Origin of the sequence: Pseudomonas sp. PONIH3 (assembly GCF_002934345.1) — a bacterium.
Classification (GTDB): Bacteria; Pseudomonadota; Gammaproteobacteria; order Pseudomonadales; family Pseudomonadaceae; genus Aquipseudomonas; species Aquipseudomonas soli.
The window spans coordinates 4,993,686-5,015,702 of the sequence record NZ_CP026386.1; the positions used below are offsets into that span (position 1 = coordinate 4,993,686).

At 66.3% G+C, this 22,017-nt stretch carries 21 protein-coding genes; 15 read left to right on the forward strand and 6 right to left on the reverse strand.

Annotated elements, in window-relative coordinates; all coding sequences use genetic code 11:
* Positions 1-409 precede the first annotated feature (409 nt).
* Both C3F42_RS23160 and C3F42_RS23165 read left to right on the forward strand, forming a co-directional pair.
* Complete coding sequence (locus tag C3F42_RS23160) at positions 410-649, forward strand: hypothetical protein (protein WP_094011672.1); 240 nt, start codon at positions 410-412, stop codon at positions 647-649.
* The gene (locus C3F42_RS23165; RefSeq protein ID WP_050704173.1) at positions 646-885 is read left to right on the forward strand and encodes a DUF3077 domain-containing protein; all 240 of its coding nucleotides are present in this window, start codon (positions 646-648) and stop codon (positions 883-885) included. The genes C3F42_RS23160 and C3F42_RS23165 overlap by 4 nt, the downstream gene beginning before the upstream one ends.
* Positions 886-986: 101 nt before the next feature.
* Here the strand turns inward: C3F42_RS23165 and tatC are convergent, their stop codons facing one another.
* Genes tatC through tatA form a run of 3 tightly spaced genes read right to left on the reverse strand, consistent with a single transcriptional unit; the run spans position 987 to position 2,226 of the window.
* On the reverse strand, positions 987-1,721 hold the full coding sequence (tatC, locus tag C3F42_RS23170; protein ID WP_094011671.1) for a twin-arginine translocase subunit TatC: 735 nt from the start codon (positions 1,719-1,721) through the stop codon (positions 987-989).
* Entirely contained in the window at positions 1,721-2,008 is a 288-nt protein-coding gene (gene tatB, locus C3F42_RS23175) for a Sec-independent protein translocase protein TatB (protein ID WP_094011670.1), read from the reverse strand. The genes tatC and tatB overlap by 1 nt, the downstream gene beginning before the upstream one ends.
* Complete coding sequence (tatA, locus tag C3F42_RS23180) at positions 2,008-2,226, reverse strand: twin-arginine translocase TatA/TatE family subunit (protein ID WP_201754980.1); 219 nt, start codon at positions 2,224-2,226, stop codon at positions 2,008-2,010. Before tatA ends, tatB begins: the two co-directional genes overlap by 1 nt.
* Positions 2,227-2,362: 136 nt before the next feature.
* Between tatA and gspK the strand changes: the two genes are divergently transcribed.
* Entirely contained in the window at positions 2,363-3,328 is a 966-nt protein-coding gene (gspK, locus tag C3F42_RS23185; protein ID WP_104444961.1) for a type II secretion system minor pseudopilin GspK, read from the forward strand.
* Positions 3,329-3,401: 73 nt separating this feature from the next.
* Here gspK and C3F42_RS23190 read toward each other — a convergent pair whose 3' ends face one another.
* Positions 3,402-5,447, reverse strand: coding sequence for a PhoX family phosphatase (locus C3F42_RS23190; RefSeq protein WP_094011668.1), 2,046 nt, complete (start codon positions 5,445-5,447; stop codon positions 3,402-3,404).
* A gap of 206 nt (positions 5,448-5,653) precedes the next feature.
* On the opposite strand from C3F42_RS23190, the gene C3F42_RS23195 reads away from it, so the two are divergent.
* The 12 genes from C3F42_RS23195 to C3F42_RS23250 are packed head-to-tail and all read left to right on the forward strand — an operon-like array spanning position 5,654 to position 16,295.
* Entirely contained in the window at positions 5,654-7,324 is a 1,671-nt protein-coding gene (locus C3F42_RS23195; RefSeq protein WP_104444962.1) for a lipoprotein UxpA, read from the forward strand.
* Entirely contained in the window at positions 7,321-7,740 is a 420-nt protein-coding gene (locus C3F42_RS23200; RefSeq protein ID WP_038706716.1) for a pilus assembly protein PilZ, read from the forward strand. Before C3F42_RS23195 ends, C3F42_RS23200 begins: the two co-directional genes overlap by 4 nt.
* Before the next feature lie 3 nt (positions 7,741-7,743).
* Positions 7,744-9,693 (forward strand): type II secretion system secretin GspD, encoded by a 1,950-nt coding sequence (gene gspD, locus C3F42_RS23205; protein WP_104445334.1) that lies wholly within the window; start codon positions 7,744-7,746, stop codon positions 9,691-9,693.
* Positions 9,693-11,141 carry a GspE/PulE family protein gene (locus tag C3F42_RS23210; protein WP_104444963.1) on the forward strand — a complete coding sequence of 483 codons (1,449 nt, stop codon included), beginning with the start codon at positions 9,693-9,695 and terminating at the stop codon, positions 11,139-11,141. The genes gspD and C3F42_RS23210 overlap by 1 nt, the downstream gene beginning before the upstream one ends.
* 2 nt (positions 11,142-11,143) lie before the next feature.
* Complete coding sequence (gspF, locus tag C3F42_RS23215) at positions 11,144-12,340, forward strand: type II secretion system inner membrane protein GspF (protein ID WP_038706714.1); 1,197 nt, start codon at positions 11,144-11,146, stop codon at positions 12,338-12,340.
* A 14-nt stretch (positions 12,341-12,354) separates the two neighbouring features.
* Complete coding sequence (gene gspG, locus C3F42_RS23220) at positions 12,355-12,789, forward strand: type II secretion system major pseudopilin GspG (protein WP_094011664.1); 435 nt, start codon at positions 12,355-12,357, stop codon at positions 12,787-12,789.
* A gap of 13 nt (positions 12,790-12,802) precedes the next feature.
* The gene (gspH, locus tag C3F42_RS23225) at positions 12,803-13,246 is read left to right on the forward strand and encodes a type II secretion system minor pseudopilin GspH (RefSeq protein ID WP_104445335.1); all 444 of its coding nucleotides are present in this window, start codon (positions 12,803-12,805) and stop codon (positions 13,244-13,246) included.
* Positions 13,243-13,611 (forward strand): type II secretion system protein, encoded by a 369-nt coding sequence (locus C3F42_RS23230; RefSeq protein WP_104444964.1) that lies wholly within the window; start codon positions 13,243-13,245, stop codon positions 13,609-13,611. The genes gspH and C3F42_RS23230 overlap by 4 nt, the downstream gene beginning before the upstream one ends.
* A complete protein-coding gene (locus C3F42_RS23235; protein WP_038706711.1) occupies positions 13,608-14,198 on the forward strand; it encodes a prepilin-type N-terminal cleavage/methylation domain-containing protein in 591 nt (196 codons plus the stop codon). The genes C3F42_RS23230 and C3F42_RS23235 overlap by 4 nt, the downstream gene beginning before the upstream one ends.
* On the forward strand, positions 14,195-15,256 hold the full coding sequence (locus C3F42_RS23240) for a GspL/Epsl periplasmic domain-containing protein (RefSeq protein ID WP_104444965.1): 1,062 nt from the start codon (positions 14,195-14,197) through the stop codon (positions 15,254-15,256). The genes C3F42_RS23235 and C3F42_RS23240 overlap by 4 nt, the downstream gene beginning before the upstream one ends.
* Positions 15,253-15,639 (forward strand): type II secretion system protein GspM, encoded by a 387-nt coding sequence (gene gspM, locus C3F42_RS23245; RefSeq protein WP_104444966.1) that lies wholly within the window; start codon positions 15,253-15,255, stop codon positions 15,637-15,639. The genes C3F42_RS23240 and gspM overlap by 4 nt, the downstream gene beginning before the upstream one ends.
* Positions 15,640-15,659: 20 nt before the next feature.
* Positions 15,660-16,295, forward strand: a complete 636-nt coding sequence (locus C3F42_RS23250; protein WP_256586226.1) for a type II secretion system protein N — start codon at positions 15,660-15,662, stop codon at positions 16,293-16,295.
* A gap of 12 nt (positions 16,296-16,307) precedes the next feature.
* Here the strand turns inward: C3F42_RS23250 and C3F42_RS23255 are convergent, their stop codons facing one another.
* Both C3F42_RS23255 and C3F42_RS23260 read right to left on the reverse strand, forming a co-directional pair.
* Positions 16,308-17,966: a ShlB/FhaC/HecB family hemolysin secretion/activation protein gene (locus C3F42_RS23255; protein WP_104444968.1), complete on the reverse strand. Its 1,659-nt coding sequence runs from the start codon at positions 17,964-17,966 to the stop codon at positions 16,308-16,310.
* A 148-nt stretch (positions 17,967-18,114) separates the two neighbouring features.
* On the reverse strand, positions 18,115-21,831 hold the full coding sequence (locus C3F42_RS23260; RefSeq protein WP_104444969.1) for a hemagglutinin repeat-containing protein: 3,717 nt from the start codon (positions 21,829-21,831) through the stop codon (positions 18,115-18,117).
* Positions 21,832-22,017: the final 186 nt, after the last annotated feature.

The following is a 22,017-nucleotide window of genomic DNA, read 5'->3' on the forward strand; positions in this document are numbered from 1 at the left end:
GGTCAATACCACTGGTCTGTATTAGTGTGTCGATGGGGATGAATATCGATAGAGATTTGGCGCCTATCGATGAACGCCCCGTCCTCCAAATCTCCTGTCGGACATTTCCGAACTTGAAACCAAATGCTTCAACCGGAAAAGCTTGGGAACTATCCTACGTGCTTGCCGGAAGCTGGCGCGTTGTCGGGGAAAGACCCCAGGGATAACTTCACCGGGTCGCCACATTGTGGTGACAGGGTGTGAGAACCCGCATCACGAAGAACGCCGCTCTGCTATGGCAGCCGTGCGCGGGCAGGTTCTGCCTGACCGGTTTTCTTCGTGACCGGGTTCTCACTCCGTGTACGGCTGCCACCCAATCATGTGAGAACGATCAAGTGGCGGTTCCTGTTAATCACGAAGGAACTTCCCAATGAAAAAACGCGTACCTGACCCACCCCGTCTCGCACCCTTCATCAGTATCCGTCCCACGCTCGCCCGCGAGGAGGCGATGGCCGCCGCCGTCGAGGTAGCCACTGCCATTTCCGATGTCCTCGATATCTACTTCCAGACCGAACCCGGTGAAGTTCAGGACCGTCTGTTCACAGCCAGCGACTACCTCGGCCAACTGGCCTGCGCCCTGCTCGAACACAAACCGGAGCTGCGACCATGACTCGCGGACATACTGCAGGTCGCACGGTCTGCCTGGACCTGTTCAAGGTCGAACCGGGTGTTTCCTTCGAGGACGCTTTCAGCGAGTTGTCGGTGCTGCTCGGCTGCATCCGCCACCTGACTTGCGAGGCGGAAATGGAGGGTGACCTGCTGGCCGGCAGCTCGGCGCGGATCCTCAGCGCCATGGCCAAGGCGCTGATCGATGACATGGAGGTGGGGTTGAACCGTTCTGGTTGAGCTGATGGCCCTATCGCGGGGCAAGCCCGCTCCCCCGCAGAGTGTGCAAATGTGCGATTGGCGTGGGAGCGGGCTTGCCCCGCGATAAGGCCGGTACAGCTTTACTCCGCCCGGCGCATCAACCCACACGCCAGCAACCCCACCTCGAACAGTACCCACATCGGCACCGCCAGCATGGTCTGGGAAAACACATCCGGCGGCGTCAGGATCATCCCCACCACGAAGCAGCCGACGATCACATAAGGCCGGCTGCGCCGCAGCGTGGCGACGTCGGTCAGCCCTGCCCAGACCACGATGAAGGTCGCCACCGGGATCTCGAAGGCCAGGCCGAACGCCAAAAACAGCGCCAGGATGAAGTCCAGGTACAGGCCGATGTCGGTCATCATCGCCACCCCGTCCGGGGTCACACTGGCGAAGAAACCGAACATCATCGGGAACACCAGGAAGAACGCGAACGCCATGCCGCCATAGAACAGCACGATGCTCGACACCAGCAGGGGCAGGGCGATACGCCGTTCGCGGCGGTACAGCCCCGGGGCGATGAAGCCCCAGGCCTGGTGCAGCAGCAGCGGCATGGCGACGAACAGCGCGCACATCGCCGTCAGCTTGAATGGCGCAAGAAACGGCGAGGTGACGCTGGTGGCGATCATGCTGGCGCCTTCGGGCAGGTAGCGGCGCAGCGGTTCGGAGATGTGCGTGTACAGCGTCTGGGCAAAGGGGAACAAGCCGCAGAACACCAGCGCGATCATTAGCAGGCAGCGCACCAGGCGCTTGCGCAGGTCGCGCAGATGATCGGTCAGCGGCATGCGCGCCGCCTGGTCGAGAGCGAGGGACATCAAGCGCTCTCCTTGGCATGGGCGACGGGTGTCGGGTCATTGGCCGGCGTCGCGTCGAGCTGGATGCCCTGGCGCAGATCCTGCTCCAGGCGCTGCAACGGCGCGGCATCCAGGGCGGGCATGTCGATCTCCCGTTCCACCTGCGCCTTCAACGCATTCAGTGCCCGACGGGCCTGGCCCAGCCCACGGCCCAGGGTCCGCGCCGCCACCGGCAGGCGCTCGGGGCCGAGCACCAGCAGGGCGACGATGCCCACCAACAGCAGTTCGGTGAAGCCGATCTCGAACATCAGGCCTGACGATCCGTTTGTGTCTGCTGCACCGGCTGATTGTTCAGCACTTGCGGGGGCTGCTCGACAGTGTTGTCAGCAGTACCGCCCATGGACTTGCGAAAGCCCTGGATCGCCTCGCCCACATCACCGCCCAGCCCCTTGAGACGCTTGGTGCCGAACAGCAGGAAGACGATCAACAGCACGATCACCAATTGCCAGATTCCGATGCCACCCATGTAAGACCACTCCTGTCAGGTCAAAGAAAAAGGAAGGCCAATCCTGCCCTGCGCAGATGACGGGCACATGACTGCCATCTGCCTGCAACAACCGGCGTGTTGACTGGCGCTTTTCAGCAGCCACGGGAAGACAGGGATGGGGCGCAGGCGACAACGGGGCGCAGCACTGTTGATGGTGCTGGTGGTGCTGGCGATGCTGGCGGCGGGGCTGGCCTGGCTGGTGGAGGATGGCCGGCGCCAGGTGGACGCGGTGCGCCTGTTGCACCAGCGGGTGCAGGTACGGGCCATGGAGCAGGCGGGACTGGCCTACGCCTCCCAGGCCTTGCGTGATCCGGCCTGGCGCGCCAGTCCGCTGTTCTGGCAGGCCCTGCGCGGGCAGCCGCTGACCTACGACTTTGGTGCCGGCAAGGCGCAGTTGCGGGTGATCGACCAGCACAGCTGCTTCAACGTCAACGCCCTGCTGGGGGAGGATGGCCCACGGGCCGAGCGCCAGTTGCGCCAGCTGTTGGGCGATGACATGGCTGCCGAACGGCTGGTCGATACCCTGGCCGACTGGCTGGACGCCGATAGCGATGCCCGCCTGCAGGGCGCCGAGAGCGCCCAGTACCTGCGCCAGCAACCACCGCGGCTGGCGGCCAACCAGCCCATGCTCGACACCAGTGAACTGAACCTGCTGCTGGAGCCGGACAGTGCTCGGCAAGGCCGCTATCGAATGCTCTGCGCGCTGCCGTCGACCAGCGGCTGGCGGCTCAATGCCAATGCCCTTGGGTTGGAGCACCTGCCGTTGCTGGAGGCGATGTATGAAGGGCGGTTCTCCCGTTCGATGCTCAGCCGCGTGATCAGTGGCCGCCCGGCGGCCGGGTATGTCGATGCCGCGGCGTTGCGCCAGGCGCTGGGGGCGGTGGATGACGAGACCTTCGCCCGGCTAAGCGAAGGGTTGCTGCTCAACAGCGGCCATTTCGTCCTGCAACTGTCGTTCGAGGAAGAGGGGCGCACGCTACGCAGCCAGTTCCAGATCGAGGCGCTGGGCGTGGTGCAATGGCATGCGCGGGTGCCGGCGCAGCAGGTGCGGGTCAGGGGCAGGGAGGCGGTGGCCTGGTAGAACAAAATCGCGGGACAAGTCGCATCGGTGCGCCGATGCGACTTGTCCCGCGATTGAGGTGAAAGCTGATCGATCAGACGGTGCCGATCTCTCCGCCATCGTTACGCTGGATCACCACCGTCGAAGCCCGTGGCCGCACCGGGGTGCCGGCCGGCGTGACGTCGGTGGCCTTGTCGGTGCTCGGCCAGTTGTCCGGGTGCTGGATGTTGACGAACATGGTCTTGTTGTCCGGGGTGAAGGCAATCCCCGTCACCTCGCAGCCATTCGGCCCGACGAAGAAGCGGCGCAGGTCCACCTGGTTGGTGGCGTTGACCGGGACCTGCTTGCCGTTGGCGTCCACCAGGTCGGTGGGGATCACTGCCAGCACCTGGTCGTTGGTGTAGCTGGTCAGGGTGGCTTCGCCGTTGTCGGTCTCGAACCACAGCACGCCGCGGCTATCGAAGCTCATGCCGTCGGGGCTGGCGAACTGGTTCAGTTCGGTCAGGCCCGAGCGGTTGATGTCCGGCGCACCGGCGGCGTTGGCGCCGAACACGAAGATGTCCCAGGTGAAGGTCTTGTGGTCGTCGCTGTCATGCCAGCGGATGATGTGGCCGTGGCGGTTCGGCCCGCGTGGGTTGGCCGCGTCGACCTTGGCCGCGGTGCGCGCGCTGTTGTTGGTGAGGGTCAGGTAGACGTCGCCGTTGAGCGGGTTGACGGCGGTCCACTCAGGGCGGTCCATGGGCGTGGCGCCCACGGCGTCGGCAGCGCCACGGGTGTTGAGGATGATGCCCGGCAGGTCGCCGAACTGCGCGCCCAGGGTGCTGCCGGCGGTGGTCGGGGTGGCCACGTCGAGCAGCAGCCACGCGCCGGTGCCGTTGGCATCAAAGCGGGCGACATACAGCTTGCCCTTGTCCATGTACTTGGCGCCGGTGGCCAAACGGTCGGCTGGGTTGGCGTCGGCCGGGTCCCACAGGGCGTCGGAGACGAACTTGTACAGGTACTCGTTGTTGGAGTCGTCGCCGGTGTACCAGACCAGCGGCTTGCCGGCCACCGGCAGGCCTGGGCAGCAGCCTTCATGGCGGAAGCGGCCCAGGGCGGTGCGCTTCACCGCCAGGGTGTTGTTGGTGTACGGGTCGATCTCGACGATGTAGCCGTAGGTGCTGGCTTCGTTGCGGAAGTCATCGGTGGCGCTGGCGCCGCTGGGGGTGATGTTGAAGCGGGCGAATTCGCCGGCCACTTCGCTGGCATCACCAGCCGCTGTTTCCCACTTGTACTGGCCACTGCTCGAAGAGACGCCGATCCGCACCTGGTCGGCCGGGCGCACACCCTTGTTGACGAAGATGCCGGGCCAGTTCTCCTCGCAGGTCAGGTAGGTGCCCCACGGGGTGTAGCCGTTGCCGCAGTTGTTGTTGGTGCCGCGGCACTGGGTGCCGGTGGGTGAAAACTTGGTCTTGACGTGGTCGGTGCCACGCATGGGGCCTGCGATATCCATCAGCGAGACGGTGGTGAAGCGGCGATTGAGCGGGTCGTTGTCGACCACCTGCCAGCGCCCGGCGACCTTGCTGATGCGCACCACGCCGGCGCCATGGGCGTTGATCTCCTTGCGCACCTCTTCGACCGGGCGTTTGCCTGCGACGGTGGTGGGTCCGGCCGGGTGCAGGGCGGCGGTGTCGATGTATTCGAAGTTGATCGCCAGCAGGCCATCACTGGAGCTGCCGTTGATGGGGAAGAAGTGCATGCCGTCATGGTGCATGCCCATGGCGTTGGCCTGGTCGGTGGAGGTGTTGCTGCCGTCGGCCTTCCATGGGTTGGCGGTGGCGTTCAACGGCGTGCCCCAAGGGGCCAGCACGTAGGCGCTGTAGCCGGCGGCGACCACGCAGGCGTCGGTGCGCGAGCCGGCGATGGAGTTGAAGCCCAGCTTGAGTTTGGGCTTCTCCGGCTGCGGCGCTGGATCGTCGTGATCCGAGCCGCCACCGCTGTCGAAGCAACCGGTCAGGCCGGCACCGGCGATCATGGCGATGGCCGCGCCGAGGCTGCCGCGCACCACGGAGCGACGGCTCAGGTAGGTGTCCATGACACTGGCCATCGGCAGGTTGCCGCTCTGGTTGCGGTCCAGGTTATCGCCGGTATCTCGACTCATCAGGGTGTCCTTTTTTGGCTGAGTTGAAGGAAACCGCGAATGTAGAGGGCAAGTATGATGATTGTTTGTCAGATTTGTTAAACAGCCTTTAAAACTCACCGCTATTACTAAAGCGTTAACCTGCGCTGTTTTGGAATTAAAGTCGGTTTTCTGCCATCAAACTGTCACGCAAGCGCCGCAATATCCGGAGCCCTACGTGAACAGGGATGGCGGAGTCGATGGCGAGCAGGCGCGAAGTGATCAGCTGGATGGGTGTCGGTGCCCTGGCACCGTTGCTCGGCGCCTGTTCGGCCCTGCCCATGCCCGGTGGCGCTGGCGACCGCGCGCTGGACCTGCTGTATGTCGCCGATACCCTCGATGCCCGCCAGCCGGGCCAGGCCGTGGTACCGGCCACGCGCCTCGGCCCGGTCAGCCACCTGGGGCGTGCCCCGTGGATGAGCGGGCCGAATGCGAGTGCCGGGCAGCTTGAGCTGGCGCCGTTGCTCGATGCCGGCCTTGCCGGCCAGGCCCAGACTGGAGGCTATGCAGTATTGGCCGCGCTGCTCGAACAGCTGCGGCGCGAGGCCGGCAGCGAACAATGCCTGACCCTGGAGAACGGCCAATGCTGGAACGGCAGTGGCCTGGCCTACCTCACCCAGGGCGAAAGCGGTGTCCAGGGCAGCCAACTGCTGGGCAGCGAGGTGCGGGTCAGCAGCGATGAACGCGTGCTGTGGCCACAGCGCAGTGCCGGACTCTATCGCCAGTCCTCCTCTATTACCCTGGGTGCCGGCCTGGCCGATGCCCAGGCCAAGGCCCTGGCCGATGCCCAGGCCAAGGCCCTGGGCGTCAAGGGGCTGCAGGTGTTCCAGCGTGGTGGTGTGCGCATTGCAGTGGTCGGCGTCACCGATCCTTATGCACAGGATCAGAAAGCCTCCCTTAAACAGTGGTACCAAGCCTTGCAACCGAGCTTCCAGCAAGCCCGGCGCGAGGCGGACTTGGTGGTGGCGCTGGCAGATGTCGGCACCGGCCCGGGCTTGTGGTTGGCCGAGCGCATACCCGAGGTGGATGTGCTGTTGTGCGCCCGTGGCCAGGACCTGTGGCCGGCGCCGGTGCAGGCCACCCAGGCCAGCGGCCGCCGGGTACCGGTGCTGTTCGCCGGTTGCCGGGCCAGTGGCGCGTTTCGCCTGCGCTGCCGCCAGGCAGGCGGCCAATGGCAGTTCGAGGCGCGGTTCTTCCCGGCCTTCGAGCACAGCCTCGCCCCCCAGACCCTGGCCCGCGCCAACCAGTTGCGCGGCGAGTTGCAACGCCAGCGTAGCGGCCATGCCGCCTGGCTCGACCAGCCGCTGGCCCGTGCCCCAGAAACATTGTGGCGCCGCGATACCCGTGGCGGCAGTTGGGACCGCCTGCTGCACCAGGCCTTGGCCGACGATTCGAGCATGCCGGTGCTGCTGCCCGGTCTGCGTTACGACTACCCTCTGCAAGCCGGTGAAGCGATCACCCGCGAGCATCTGATCAGCCTGACTGGCGGCTATCCCGCTCCGGTGGTGGAGGCCCCGGCGCGCCAGGTCGAGCAGGTGCTGGAAAACGCCGCCGAGCAACTGTTCGGCGACCCGTTGCTGCTGGACAACAGTCAGGACCTGCCGCGCTGGCAAAGCCAGGACTGGCAGGTCAGCTACAGCCCCAACGGCAAGCGCATCATCGGCCTGCAACCCGTCGAGGGCCTGTGCCGCACCTTTGGCCTGCACTTCGATGCCCAGGCCGGCGCGCCCTTGTGGCAGACCCTCGAAGCCTGGCTGACCCGCCAGGCGCCGGGCTGGGCCCTGGCACCCTTGCAACTGCCGGCCGTGCGCTACGTGCAGGGCCACCCTGGCTGGCACCCGCAACAGGTGGCCGCGTGATCTCGCGTGTTTTCAGCTTCGCGTTGCTGACTCTCGCCGGTTGGCTGGCGGCGCAGTGCGTGCTGCTGCTCAGCCGCCAGCCGCAACCTGCCAGTGCGCCGGTGTCGGCGCTGGCGCCGTTGCCGGGCTTGCTGGCCGAGCATTGGCAAGCGCCGGTGGACGACGGCCGTATTCCGCTGACCCGCCTGCCCCTGGCCTACCTGGGCGGGCTCAAGGCCCAGCCGCTGTCGGCCAGCGTGGTGGTACTGCGCCATGGCCAACAGGTGCGCACCCTCGGCCGTGGCCAGCGCCTGGCCCCGGGCATCGTACTGCAGGACATCGACGCCGATGGCCTGATCTTCGACAACAACGGGCGGCGCGAGCGCCTGCCCTGGCCACCACGCCCCGCCGTGACCGGCTTCAAGCGCCAAGGATGAATGATGATCGCAAGGTACTGTCTGGCCGGGCTGCTGATGCTCGGCATGTCCCTGGCCCGGGCCGAAGAGGCGGAAGTCTTCGCCGACGACGGCACGCCGCTGTACGAGGTGAACTTCGTCGATACCGAGCTCGGCGAGTTCATCGACAGCGTGTCGCGTATCACCGGCACCACCTTCATCGTCGACCCCCGGGTGCAGGGCAAGGTCACTGTGCGCACGGTCGATCGCCACGACGCCGACGCCATCTACGACATCTTCCTTGCCCAGCTGCGCGCCCAGGGCTTCGCCGCCGTGGACCTGCCCAACGGCAGCGTGAAGATCGTGCCCGACCAGGCCGCGCGCCTGGAGCCGGTGCCGGTGGAAACCGCGGGCAAGAAGGCCGAAGGCAGCGACGGCGTGGCCACCCGCGTGTTCAATGTGCGCAACGCCGCCAGCGAGCAGATGCTCGGCATTCTCAAGCCGCTGATCGACCCACGGGTCGGGGTGATCACCCCGTATCCGGCGGCAAACCTGCTGGTGGTCACCGACTGGCGCAGTAACCTGGAGCGCATCGACAGCCTGCTGCGCCAGCTCGACCAGGTCAGCGACGAGCCGTTGCAGGTGATGCCGCTCAAGCATGCCAGCGCCGCCGACACCGCTGGCCTGGTGACCCGCCTGCTGGCCCGCGAGCAGGGCGCCGACAGCGCCCAGGTGGTTGCCGACCCGCGCAGCAATGCGCTGCTGGTGCGCGGCAGCGCCGACAGCCGGGAGCGGGTGCGGGCGCTGCTGGTGCAGCTCGACCGGCCCAGCGACAGTTTGCGCAGCAGCAACACCCAGGTCATCTATCTGCGTCACGCCAATGCCGCCGAGGTGGTCAAGGTACTGCGCGGCCTGAGCCAGGCTGGCACGGTGCCGGCGGCGGAAGGCGAGGGCAAGGATGCGCCCGTGCCGGCGGCCAGCGACTCGGGCATTCGCCTGGAGTACGAGGAAGGCACCAACGCCGTGGTGATGGTTGGCCCCGACAGCGAGCTGGCCGCCTACCGCAGCATCGTCGAGCAGTTGGACATTCGCCGGGCGCAGGTGGTGGTCGAGGCGATCATCGCCGAGGTTTCCGACAGCAGCGCCCAGGAACTGGGCGTGCAGTGGCTGTTCGCAGATGAGAAGTTCGGCGCCGGCATCGTCAACTTTGGCGGCAACGGGGTGAACATCGCCAGCATCGCCGGGGCCGCCAGCAGTGGCGACAACGAGAAACTCGGCAAGCTGCTGTCGGCTACCACTGGCGCCACCGCCGGCATCGGCCATATCGGTGGTGGCTTCAACTTCGCCATGCTGGTCAACGCGCTGAAGGGCAAGAGCGGTTTCAACCTGCTGTCCACACCGACCTTGCTGACCCTGGACAACGCCGAGGCGTCGATCCTGGTGGGCCAGGAGGTGCCGTTCGTCACCGGCTCCGTCACCCAGAACAACGCCAACCCCTACCAGACCATCGAGCGCAAGGAAGTCGGGGTGAAGCTGCGCATCAAGCCGCAGATCAGCATCGACGACAGCGTGCGCCTGGACATCGTCCAGGAGGTGTCGTCGATCGCCGACTCCAGCGCCGCCAGTGACGTGATCACCAACAAGCGCGAGATCAAGACCAAGGTCATGGTCGAAGACAACGGCCTGGTGATCCTCGGCGGGCTGATCAGCGACGAAATGGCCACCAGCAACCAGCGCGTGCCGCTGCTCGGCGATATTCCCTACCTGGGCCGGCTGTTCCGTTCCGACGCCAGCAAGAACACCAAGCAGAACCTGATGGTGTTCATCCGCCCGCGCATCCTGCGTGACGGCGAGAGTCTGGCCGGGATCAGCCAGCAGAAGTACCGGAGCCTGCAGCAGAACACTGCGCTCAAGCTGCCTGCCCTGGCCGAGGGCCTGCCGCTCCTGCAGGTGTTTCCCTCCAGCCGGGCACGCCTTGAAGGCGGTGACTGGTGATGCTGCCCTATCGCCTGGCACGGCAGAGCGGGGTGGCCATGGCACCGGGTGAAAACGGCTGGCAGCTGTGGCTGCGCGGCGACGCCGAGAGTGACCAGTTGCAGGAACTGCTGCGCGTGCATGGCCAGCCGGTGGGCGTCGAGCAGCTCGACAGCGCGAGCTTCGACGAGCGCCTCGGCCAGCTCTACCAGGCCGGCGAGGCGGCGAACCAGGCCTTGATCGAAGGCATCGGCGAGCAGGTCGACCTGGACAGCCTGATGAGCGAGATGCCGCGCATCGAGGACCTGCTGGAGAGCGACGACGAAGCCCCGGTGATTCGCCTGATCAATGGCCTGTTCGGCCAGGCCCTGCGCCTGCGCGCCTCTGACATCCATATCGAGACCTTCGAGCAGAGCCTGGTGGTGCGCCTGCGCATCGACGGCCACCTGCGCGAGGTACTGCGCCCGCCACGGGCGTTGTCGGCGATGCTGGTGTCGCGGATCAAGGTCATGGCGCGGCTCGATATCGCCGAGAAGCGCCAGCCCCAGGATGGCCGTATCACCCTGCGCGCCGCCGGGCGCGAGGTGGATGTGCGGGTCTCGACCTTGCCCGGCATCCATGGCGAGCGGGTGGTGATGCGCGTGCTCGACAAGCAGGCCAGCCTGCTGGCGCTGGACAACCTGGGCATGCCTGCCGCAGTGCTGGGTGGCTTGCGCGGTTGCCTGGCGCGGCCCAATGGCATCGTGCTGTCCACCGGCCCCACCGGTTCGGGCAAGACCACCACGCTGTACGCCAGCCTCAACAGCCTGAATGACGGCAGCCGCAATATCCTCACCGTCGAGGACCCGGTGGAATACGCCATCGCCGGCATCGGCCAGACCGCCATCAACCCGCGTGCCGGGCTGACCTTCGCCAGTGGCTTGCGCGCCATCCTGCGCCAGGACCCGGACGTGATCATGCTGGGCGAGATCCGCGACCAGGAGACCGCGCAGATCGCCGTGCAGGCCAGCCTCACCGGGCACCTGGTGCTGTCGACCCTGCACACCAACAGTGCCGTGGGCGCGGTGACCCGCCTGCGCGACATGGGCATCGAACCGTTCCTGATTGCCTCGTGCCTGCGCGGGGTGCTGGCCCAGCGCCTGGTGCGGCGCCTGTGCACCTGCGCGGTGGCGCAGCCGCTGCAAAGCGCCGAGCGTGAACTGTGGCCTGAGCTGGGCAGCCTGCGTGAAAGCTTTCACCCGGTCGGCTGCGAGCAATGTCAGGGCAGCGGCTATGTCGGCCGGCTGGGGCTGTACGAGTTCATCGAGCTGGATGCCGGGCTGGTTGCCTTGCTCTACGACGGCGAGAGCGAACTGGCCATGCAGGCCTACCTGGATGGCCGCCGGCAGAGCCTGGTGGCTGAGGCCCGCGATTGCCTGGCCCGTGGCGAGACCAGCCTGGCCGAAGTGTTGCGCGTGGTGCAGGGCTGAGCATGCCGACCTATCGCTACCAGGCCGTGGATCTTGCCGGCAAGGCACACAAGGCCAGCGTGCAGGCCGACAACGAGCGCCATGCGCGGCAATTGCTGCGCGAGCAGGGGCTGTTCACCCGGCACTTGCAACGCCACGACAGCGCCCAGCCCCGTCGTCAGCGCCTGACCCGCGCCCAACTGTGCGAGCTGACCCGCCAATTGGCGACCTTGGTTGGCGCTGGCATCCCCCTGGTCGATGCCCTGGCCACACTGGAGCGGCAACTGCGCCAGCCGGCCTTGCACGCGGTGCTGGTGGCCTTGCGCGGTTCCCTCGCCGAGGGCCTGGGGCTGGCGCGTAGCCTGGCGCGACAGGGCGCGCCGTTCACTGGTTTGTACTGCGCGCTGGTCGAGGCCGGGGAGCGCTCCGGGCGCCTTGGCCAGGTGCTGAGCCGTCTGGCCGACCATCTCGAACAGGTTCAGCGCCAGCGCCACAAGGCACGCACCGCGCTGATCTACCCGGCGGTGCTGATGGGCGTGTCGCTGGCCGTGGTGGTCGGCCTGATGACCTTCGTGGTGCCCAAGCTCACCGAGCAGTTCGCCCACTCCGGGCAGAGCCTGCCTTTGATCACGTCGCTACTGATCGGCTTGAGCCAGGGGCTGGTGCAGGCCGGCCCCTATCTGCTGGCACTGGCGATCCTGGCCGCGCTGTTGGGCGGCTGGCTGCTGCGCAAGCCGCACTGGTGCCTGCGCCGCGACGACCTGCTGCTGCGCCTGCCGCGTATCGGCGTGCTGCTGCAAGTGCTCGAGAGCGCGCGGCTGGCGCGCAGCCTGGCGATCCTCTGCGGCAGCGGCGTGGCCCTGCTCGAAGCCTTGCAGGTGGCCACCGAGACGGTTGGCAACCGGCGCATCCGCGCAGCCATGGAGCAGGTGCGCCAGCAGGTGCAGGGCGGCACCAGCCTGCACCGGGCGCTGGACAACGCCGGGGAATTTCCGCCGCTGCTGGTGAACATGGTCGGCAGCGGCGAGGCCAGCGGCACCCTGGCCGACATGCTCGAACGGGTGGCCGATGACCAGGAGCGCGGCTTCGCCCGCCAGGTGGACACCGCCATGGCGCTGTTCGAACCGCTGATGATCCTGGTGATGGGCGCCGTGGTGCTGTTCATCGTGCTGGCAGTGCTGCTGCCGATCATGCAGCTCAACCAGGGATTGCAACTGTGACAAGGAGAACTTCGATGCAACGACGACGCAACCGCCAGCGGGGCTTCACGCTGATGGAAATCATGGTGGTGATCTTCATCATCGGCCTGCTGATCGCCGTGGTCGCGCCCAGCGTGCTGGGCAACCAGGACAAGGCCATGAAGCAGAAAGTCATGGCCGACCTCGCGACCCTGGAACAGGCGCTGGACATGTACCGCCTGGACAACCTGCGCTTCCCCAGCACCGAACAGGGCCTGGCGGCGCTGGCGAAGAAGCCGGCCCAGGAACCGCTGCCGCGCAGCTGGCGCAGTGACGGCTATATCCGCCGCCTGCCGGAAGACCCATGGGGCACCCCGTACCAGTACCGCATGCCCGGCGAGCACGGTCGGGTCGATGTGTATTCGCTGGGCGCCGATGGCGTGCCGGGCGGCGAAGGGCTGGATGCCGACCTGGGCAACTGGGCGCTTTAAGTTGATCAAGCCTATGGCCCACTCCCTCCAGCGCGGCTTCAGCCTGCTCGAACTGCTGGTGGTGCTGGCCATCGCCGCCTTGATGACCAGCATGGCCGTGGCCTGGCTTGACAGCGGCAGAAGCAGCATCGACCAGGCGCTCGATCGCCTGGCCGCCACCACCGTGGCCCAGGCCGACCTGGCGCGCCATGCCGGGCAGTTGCGCGGGCTGCGCTGGAACGGTCAACGCCCCGAGTTCGTCCGTCGGCAAGGCGAGCACTGGCAGGTGGAAAGCGTGGCACTGGGTGATTGGCCCAAGGGCTTGCGGCCGGACTGGCCAGCGAGCCAGGCGCCAGCGCTGCTGTTCACCCCCGATGGCTGGTCACGTCCGGGCACTGTGCGCTGGCACTGGGCCGAGGGCGGTCAGCGCTGGGACTGGGACCGCGGCGGGCAGTTGCGCGTGAGCGCGATGCCATGAAGCACCGGCAACGCGGCTTCACCCTGTTGGAGGTGAGCGTGGCCCTGGGCATCGCCGCCGTCCTCGCGGTGATCACCAGCCAGGTCCTGCGCCAACGCCTGGCGGTGCAGGACACCGTGCAGCAGCATCGCCTGGGCCTGCTGTGCGCCCGTGAGCTGCAGGCGCGCTTCGTGGTCGAGCAGTATTGGCCTGCGACCAACCAGGACAACGGCGTGCTGATGGAGGGCGGGCAGGCCTGTCATTGGCAGTTGCAGTTGCGCCGCACCGGTGTGCGCGACCTGCGCCGTGGCGAACTGCTGTTGCATGCCGATCGTGACCAGCGCCTGCCGCTGGGGCAGTTCACGGTGTTTCTGGAGCGGCCATGAAACGGCGCCAGGCGGGCATGACCCTGATCGAACTGCTGGTGGCCCTGGCCCTCACGGCCTTGCTTGGGGTGATGCTGTCGGCGCTGGTCAACGGCTGGCTGAAGGTGCGCGAGCGGCTCGATGAACAGGTGAGCGAAACCGGCGTAGTGGATTTTTGCCTGGCCTTGGAGCGGCGCTTCGACAGCCCGGTGCTGCGCCGCCTGTACGAGCAGCGTTTGCCGTTGGCGACGCGCTGGCTCGACTGGCAGCCCGACCGCCAGCAACTGCTGTGGGTGGCCGCCGCCGCCTGGCCGCAGGCCGAAGGGGGATCGCGCCTGCAGCGCCAGCGCTTGCGCTTCGAGCCGCGTGAACAACGGCTGCTGCTGGAAACCTCGGCCGACCTGTATGCCGCCGCGGCACCGGTTTGGGTGCTACGTGAACGGCTGGAGCGGGTCAGCGCGATGAATGTTCTCTACCACCAGGCCGGCCATTGGCTCGCCTGGCCTTCCGATCAACCAGCGCACCCCGGTAGGGGCGTGCGCGTGGAGCTAGTGCGTGATGGAGCACCTTATACCTGTACCTTCGTTCTGCCCTGGGGGCGCGCATGAAGCTTGAATGGCGCCGGCGGGCGCCGGCACAACCCTGGCTGCTGCTGCGCCCCGGGGAGGTCTGGGAGTGGCTGTTGGTCAGCCAAGGCCGTCCACTGCGCCAGGGGCATGGCGAACCTCCGGCGGGGCTCGGGGCGCGGGTTGCCCTGATCGTCCCCGGTGAACATTGCAGTCATTTCCAGCTGCCCGCGCCGCCTGGGCTGAAACGCGAGGAATGGCCCTTGCTGCTCGAGGATCGCTTGCTGCAAGGCGACGATGACGTGCTGTGTGCTTGTATCTGGCGCCACGCAGGGCAGTTGCGCCTGCTGGTGGTGGCGCGGGACCGGTTGAGCGAGTGGCGTGGGCAGTGCGCCGCCTGGGGCTTGGCCGTGGAATGTTGCTGGGCTGAGTTCCAGTTGCTGCCCGACTGTGCAGCAGAAGCGGCCTGGCATTGGCGACGAGGAGCGATGAGCCTGTACAAGGGCCAGACCCACTGGCTGGCCTGGCCGCAGGGTCTTGGCCCGCCTCCCGCGCTCGCCTGGCTGCCTGGCGAGGTCGAGGGCATCGATGGCGATTGGCCTGGTGTGCTTGCCCCGCTCGATGGCTTGCCTAGCTTGTTCGAAGCCCGCCGCCCCCGCCAAGGCCTGCGCCTGGCAAAAGGGCAGGCGCGCCTGGCAATTGCCTGCCTGGCGTTGATGTTGGCGTGGGGCGGGCTGTGGAGCGCGCAACAGTGGCGCCAGGCCCAGCTCTATCGCGCCCAGGTGCAGGCCGTGACCGGCCTTCAACCGACGCCTCGCCAGGCGGCGCGGGTGTTGACGCAACTGCAGGACGAGGCGCGTGAACGCCAGGTGCGCCTGCGCCAGCTCGAGGCGTTGCAGGCGCAAGTCCATGGATGGTTGAACGATCATCCCGGCTGGCGCCTGCAAGTGGTGCGCTTCGATGGCCAGCGTTGGCACCTTGAGCTGGTCGGAGAGGGTGCAGAGGCACCCTGGCAGGAAATGGCCACGGCAGCCGGCGTGCAGGTCCAGGTGGAAGACGAGGCGCGCCGCGTGGTGTTCGACCTGGGGAGCGCCGCATGAGCCGTGAATGGATGCGACAGCATCGGCTAGCGCTGGCCTGGGGTGTCGTCGCGCTGTTGCTGGGGTTGCTGGCGCTGCGCGAGGGCATGGCCTTGTGGCAGGAACAGCGGCAATGGCAGGCACTGGCCGAATCGCTTGCGGCACAGCCGCGCCAGCCTGCGCTGACCCTTGAAGCGTTGCACCAATCGGCCCAGACCCGGCATATCGAATTGGCCGAGGTGCAGTCCGAGGATCAAGGCTGGCTGCTGCGCGGCAAGGTGGTCGATGCCCAAGCCCTGCAGGGCTGGTTGCAGACCCTGCGCGATGACGGCGCGCAGCCGTTGCAATGGGGGCTGGAGCGAAATACCGAGGGGCTGCGTTTTACTGTGCGGCTTCGACCATGAACCGGCGGGCGTACCTTTGGATGGGTCTGGTGTTCTGGCTGACCCTGGTGGCAGAACTGCCGGTGCGTTGGCTGGTGGCGGGACTCGGGTTACCGGCGGAGGGGGTGAACGGCAGCCTGTGGCAAGGGCAGTTTGCCCAGCTCGGACCGGTGGGACCCGTGCAATGGACATGGCGTCCATGGCAGCGCGACCTGCAGGTGCGCCTGGGCTTCCAGGGGCAGGGCTGGCAAGGCCGGCTGAGCGGTTGGCCGTGGCGTTGGCAGGCCGACCTTAAGGCACTGGGCGCACAGCCAAGCGTCTTCGGTGACTATCGCCTGGCCGGGCAATGGCAGGGCAGCATCAAGCTGCAAGGCTCGGGGCAACATTGTCGAGCCGCCGCAGGCAGCATCACCGTCGCCGACCTGGCTTTGAACGCGCCCTGGTCGCTGGAGCTGGGGCAGGGCTCGCTGGCGATGGCCTGCCGTCAGGGCTGGCGGTTGAGCGCTGGCCTGGTTCGTCAAGGCCAGCACCAGATGAGCCTGGACGCCGACCTCGCGGCCCGGCAAGCGCAGGTCGATTTCGTGTTGCAGGCCGATGCCGTTTTGACGCCGGTGCTGCGCGGCGTGCAATGGCTGGGGCCCGAAGACACGGTCGGGCAGCGCCGGCTCAGGTGGTAGCTCGCTTGTCGGTCAGAGGGCGAGGGACCATTGCGCGACCCAGAAGCCTTGCTCCAGCGATTTGCGCGGGCGATCGCTGGCATGCAGTGCGCGTTGGTAGTCCAGGCGCACCGTACTGTGCGGCAGGTTCAACTCGACGCCAGCCGAGGCGCCGACCAGGCGCTGCGACGGGCTGGTGCGCGCATAACGGGCCCAGCCAAGGTCAACGCCGAAGGATGGGCGTACCTGCAGCGGCAGGGGCAGTGGCTGGCTGAAGGTGTTGCGCCATGCCCCGGCGCTGGCCCCCGCGACGTTGTGCTGGCGGAATCCGCGCACCGCCGAATGATCGCTCAGTTGCATCTGTTCGACGGCGGGCAGCACATGGGCGCTGTATTGCAGGGCCAGTTCGCTCTGCCAGCGCCAGGGCCATTGAGCCGGGCCTTGGCGCAGGTGCAGCAGGTTGGCGCGGTACTTGGTGAAGTCCGGGCGGGGCGCCTGCTTGTGGGCGAACGGGCGATCGGCGCCGAACCAGCGTACCCCTTGGCTTACGCCCAGGTAAGCGTTCCACAATCCACCTTCGAGCCACAGCAGGTTCAGCCCGGCTTCGACAGTCGCCAGGGTCGGGCTCTGCAGTGCCAGTACGGCGGGGCCGAAGCGGTTGAGCAATTGCTTGCGGTCCAGGCGGGCGCTGGCGCTGAGCATGCCTTGCTGGTTGCGCCACAGCACGCGCTCGGCGCTGACACCGTAGAATTCGCTGCGGCCACTGCTGGCGTAGCGGGTGTTCGGGATCGGTGCTCGGTAGCGCATCTGGCTGGCATTGAGCCTGAAGGTCCAGCGGCCATGGGGAATGCTGTAGTACAGGCTGGCGCCTTCATTCTGGCCGGGCGCGTCGAACACCACCGAATTAAGCGAAAGGCGCAGCTCGTCGTTCAGGCCCAGCGGGCTGTCCAGGCCAAGGCCCAGGTTGAAGCGGTGGCGACCGGTCAGTTCACCGCCTCGGTTGTCGAGCAAGGCATCCAGGTGGGCGCGGGAAGCGACGCGCCGAGGTTCGAGCACGACGCGGGTGCCGCCCTGCATCTCGCCCGGCAGCAAGGCCATTTGCAGGTCATAGGCACGCAGTCGGTTGAGTTGGTCCAGGCCTTGCTCGAGGTCTGGCAGGTGCAGGGGAAGGCCGAGCATGCCCGGAAATGCGCTTTGCAGCGACAGGGGCAGGTCGGTGCCAGCCAGTTCGATCGATTCGATGAAGCCTTCGACGATGACGATGTCCAGCGGGGCGCCGTGCTCGGGGGGGCGGGCCACATAGGGGCGACTGGTGGGATATCCGGCTTGCACGTAGTGCCGGATCAGTTGTTTGAGTAGCCGGTCAATTTCGGCGACACCCATGCAGGAGGACGACAGCGCACGCACGATCGGCTGCAGTTGCCGGGTATCGAGCATGCGGTTGCCGGCCAGGCGTACTCCGCTGATCGCCCAGCAGTGCTGGTCGGGGTCGAGCGTTGCAGTGTCGCGGTCTTCAGTGGCGTTGGCAGGTTGATTGCGCTGCCAGCGTTCGAGCCGCTGCTGCTGCTCCAGTTGTCGCACGGCCTGCTGCTGATCCCGTAACTGCTGGCTGGCCGGGTCGAACGTGGCGATGGCGTTGGCCGATAGCGTCATGATGAGGCAAGCCAGAACGACAGTGGCGACGCGGCGCATACCTGCACTTGATGGGCGGAAAATATGGGAAGAGAAGAACGGTACGTTCATGGGATTCGGTCCGATGCCGCTGTGGGAACGGGTGTGCCCGCTCCCGCAGAGTCCGTGTGGGAGGCTCAGCGACCCACAGGCCGCTGCCTGGCACGCGTCAGCGCTGGCGGCTCTCCTTTATCTGCGAGACATACTCGGTAGTGCGGTCGTGACCGGTGTTGCTGTACGCCTTGTGGTCGTCAGCCTTGTCGGTGTTGCCGGTGAACAGATTCGAGAGGTACGAATAGGCGGTACCTGCAAGACCGGTCGTCGACAAATCGACATTGACCTTCACATCCTTGGCGTAGTCCCGACCGCTCAGGTTGTCGCGGGCGACCGCGCCGCCGCCGAGTCCGACCTGGCCATCGGCCGCCTGCAGCGTGGCGCCGACCAGGCGAGTGTCGCCACCTACCTGCAGATCAATGCCTTGCGTGCCGGACAGGAGCGTCTGCTGGCTGACGGTGTCGTTGCTGCGCTTGGCGTAGTCGATCTTGACCGATGGGGTAAATTTCGCGGTGACTTTGTTCCACAGCGCCCCGGCGATTTCCGTGATGTTGCCGCCCTCGAAAACGCTCGCCAGCGAGGCCGGAGCGTCAGTGTCGGCAGTTGCCTGTTGCTTCTGGGCGAGACTGGCATCGATCTCTAGCTTCACGCTGTCGACCTGGTCCTGACGGCTGGCCACCCGCAGGTTGCCGTCGATCTTGCCTTCGATTGCCTGCGCCTCAAGTTGAGCGCCTTCGATGCGGGTATCGCCCTGGCTGCGCAAGTCGATCAGGTCGGCGCGCAGTTTGCTGTCATGCCAGGTGGTGTTGTCGCGTTTGTCCCGGCCGACCTTGACCTGGGCGTTGATGCCTCCAATGTCCATGGCATTGACCTTCAGGCCGCCACCAAGGGTAACGTCGAGGTTGTCGTGGCGCTCGGTGTTACTGGCCGCCTCGACCAGCAGACCACCATTGCCAGCGTCCAGACCTATCCGCTTGGCGTTGGCTTGCAGCCCTTGCACGTGTAGCGCGACGTCGTCGTGGGCAAGACTGGTGAGTTGCAGTGTGCCCTTGCTGTCGAACCGCGCACCAATGGCTGTACTGCCCCGCTCGTTGACCCAACCGAAGGTGCCCTGGCCACCCAGTCCGCCACCGGTGCTGCTGCCTTCGACATCCAGCTTGCCGCCCCTGGTCTGGCCCTGGCTCTGGCGTGTATCGCTGGCGGCTGTCACGCTCAGTGTGCCTTGGCTGTGCAGGGTAATATCGCCGTTGCCGCCGTCGACACGGACTCCCTCGTAGTGACCACTACGTTCGAGTTCTACCTGAACCCCCTGGCTGCCCTGCAAACTGCCTACTCGAGCTGTGGTTGTCTGCTTCAGCTGGTTCAGGGTGTTGCCATGACCTTCAAGTCTTGCTTTGAGATCAGTTCCCGTGATGGTGCTAACACGCAGGCTGCCGCCACCCGTGGTGTCGCGGACTTCGCTGCTGCTCTGATCCCGGGCGGCCAGCATCTGGTGCTCCCCAGCCTCGATGCGCAGGCTCCCGGTCCTGGCCTTGTAGGCGCTCCCTTCATCCATGAGCTGATTGGCTCGAATGGTGATGTCGCCACCGTCGAAGGTCGTGACCTGCGCGGTGCTGTCGGTGTCCTTGTGCACACGCGACGTGCGCTGCAGCGACAGGTCGGCGCCGGCGTTTGGGGAGGCCGCCTGGTCTGCGGCTTTCTCACCACCGAACAGCCTCTTGACACGATCGCTGAGGTATTTGTAATCGATACCGACGCTCAGGCCGCCCTGCCATTCAGCGACGCTGGTTTCGCGGACCTTGGTGTCGGCTGCTGCACGGTTGTCAATGTGCTCGGCGTCCACTTTCAAGGTACGTCCCGCTTTTAGCTGTGCAGCGGCCGTAGTCAGTTGCGTGGCGTCTATGTGCAGGTCGCGAGCTGACTCCAGATTGCTTCGTCGCGCGGTCGTTTCGTGCTCGAGTACCGCGGCCGGGCCATGCTGGCCATCGATGCCAAGGCCTACACGGTCGCTGCCGCCGGTGACGTTCAACGCGGCGCCGGTGCGGGTATCGAGGGTATGCCTGGCGTGGCTGTCGTAGGCCGCCGCCAGTTCGATTTCGCTGGCGGCCAGCTTGAGGTCTCCTGTGTCTGCCTGCACGTCCGAACCGCTGACCTTCAGTTTGCGATCGCTGCGCAGGGTGACGGAGCCCGCGTTGATGCTGCTGGCGACCTGGCGGGTCGCGGTGGTCTGCTCGTCGCTCTGCAGTTTTTCGTAGCCGACCTTGGCCGAGTACTGCTCCGAGTCCGGCGCGGCCTTGCCGGCGCTGGCCACGAACTCGCGCTTGCCAGTGGTGCGTTGGGCATGGTCGTTTTCCACGGCGCTTTCGATCCGCAGGGCGCCCTTGGCGTCGAGTTCGACCTGCTTGCGCGCCTCGAGGCGGGCGCCGGAGATCTGCATGTCGGCCCCGGCGCTGGCGATGAGAGTGCCGCCCTTGAGGGTGCTGGCCTTGACCCGCTCGGTGTGTACCTGGCTGTCGATATCGGTGCGGTCCAGATAGCGCCTGTGGGTGGACTGCTCGGCGATATCGAGAGTGTCCACGCCAGCGTCGATCGTCATCTTTCCACCGCTGCGCAGTTGCAGGGCGTTGTCCGCCTCCAGTTGCGTGGCCGTCAGGTGCAGGTCGGTACCGGCCTTCAGGCTGAGGCTGTCTTCGGCCACCAGACGGCTACCCAGTTGCTGGCGACTGGTTTGCGTGGCATTACCCTCATGGCTTTCGGTGGGGATGAACAGCCATTGCTTCGCCCAGTTGACCGGGGCGTCCGTCACCTGTTCGCGGGTGGCGGTGTCCAGGGACAGCTTTTTGCCAGAGTGAACCTCGATCTGCCTGGCCTTGCCATGGGCATGGGTGAGCTGCAGGTCGCCGTCGGCCTTCAAGTCCAGCTTGCCGGTGTTGCTGACCAGCCTGGCCTGGCGCTTGTCATTGCCCTGTACTTTCAGGTCACCCGCGGAGTGGATGATCAAGTCGCGGTCCGCGCGCAGCTCCTTGTCACCCACTTGTACGCCGGCGCCTTCGGCGGTACTGACGATGCGGATGCGTCCGGCCTGCATGGCGCCGAGCAGGTTGGCATCGATGGCGGTGGCGACGGGCAGGTGTTCGAGCACCTCGCGGCTGCCGGTGTCGACAAGGTTGCGGCCGATGGTCAGGTTCAGCTGCCCCTTGGCCAGCAAGTGCCCTGTGCTGTCGATGCGCGGCGCGATCAGGTCCAGGGCGCCTGCCGCATTGCTCTGGCCACGGCCCAGCACTTTCAGCGTGCCGTTGGCGTCGCGGCTGTCGAGCTGCTTGATCTGTCCATCGTGAATGTCCGCCTTGCCGACCAGGAAGCCGGCCCGGGTGGTATTGATGAAGCTGCCGCCGTTGAGGGTGATGCCGTTGGGGTTGGCGAGCAGGTAATCGGCTTTCTGGCCGAAGATTTCCTGAGCCCCCTCGATTCGCGAGGCGTTCTGGCCGACCACCTCGTTGAGGATGGTCGAGGCGGCGTGGCCCCGGAACTGCGGGTTGGCGCCCAACTGGCCGGCCAGCTGCGACTGTCCGGCCTGCAGGGCATTGTTCAGCACCAGCCCAGGCTTGCCGACGTTGTAGTCGAGGAACTGGTTGTGTGACAGGCCGCTGGCATTGGGTGCGACGATGTCGATGACCGGTACGCCATGGCCATTGTCGATGATCGGGGTGCCGCCAGGTCCTGATGTCGGTGTCAGGGCGCCTTGCGCCTGAACCTGGGTGCTGCCGAGCAGGGCAAGGAAGACAGCCCAGCGCAGGGTATCTGGTCTGATCTTGGATACAGGATTGTGCATGAAAACCTCGCAAGTGATGTACGAAATCGTGAAATCAGCTGCGGGAATTCTAAGAATGTCAGTGATGGCATTTATGTGGCCCAACGCCACTATATTGCGGGGAATGAGACGATTCTATCTGTAGGAAAAGTGGGCGATGGGGTGGCGAAAGAGGGCGCTAGAAAGAGAAGGCCCGTTCAGCGTGAG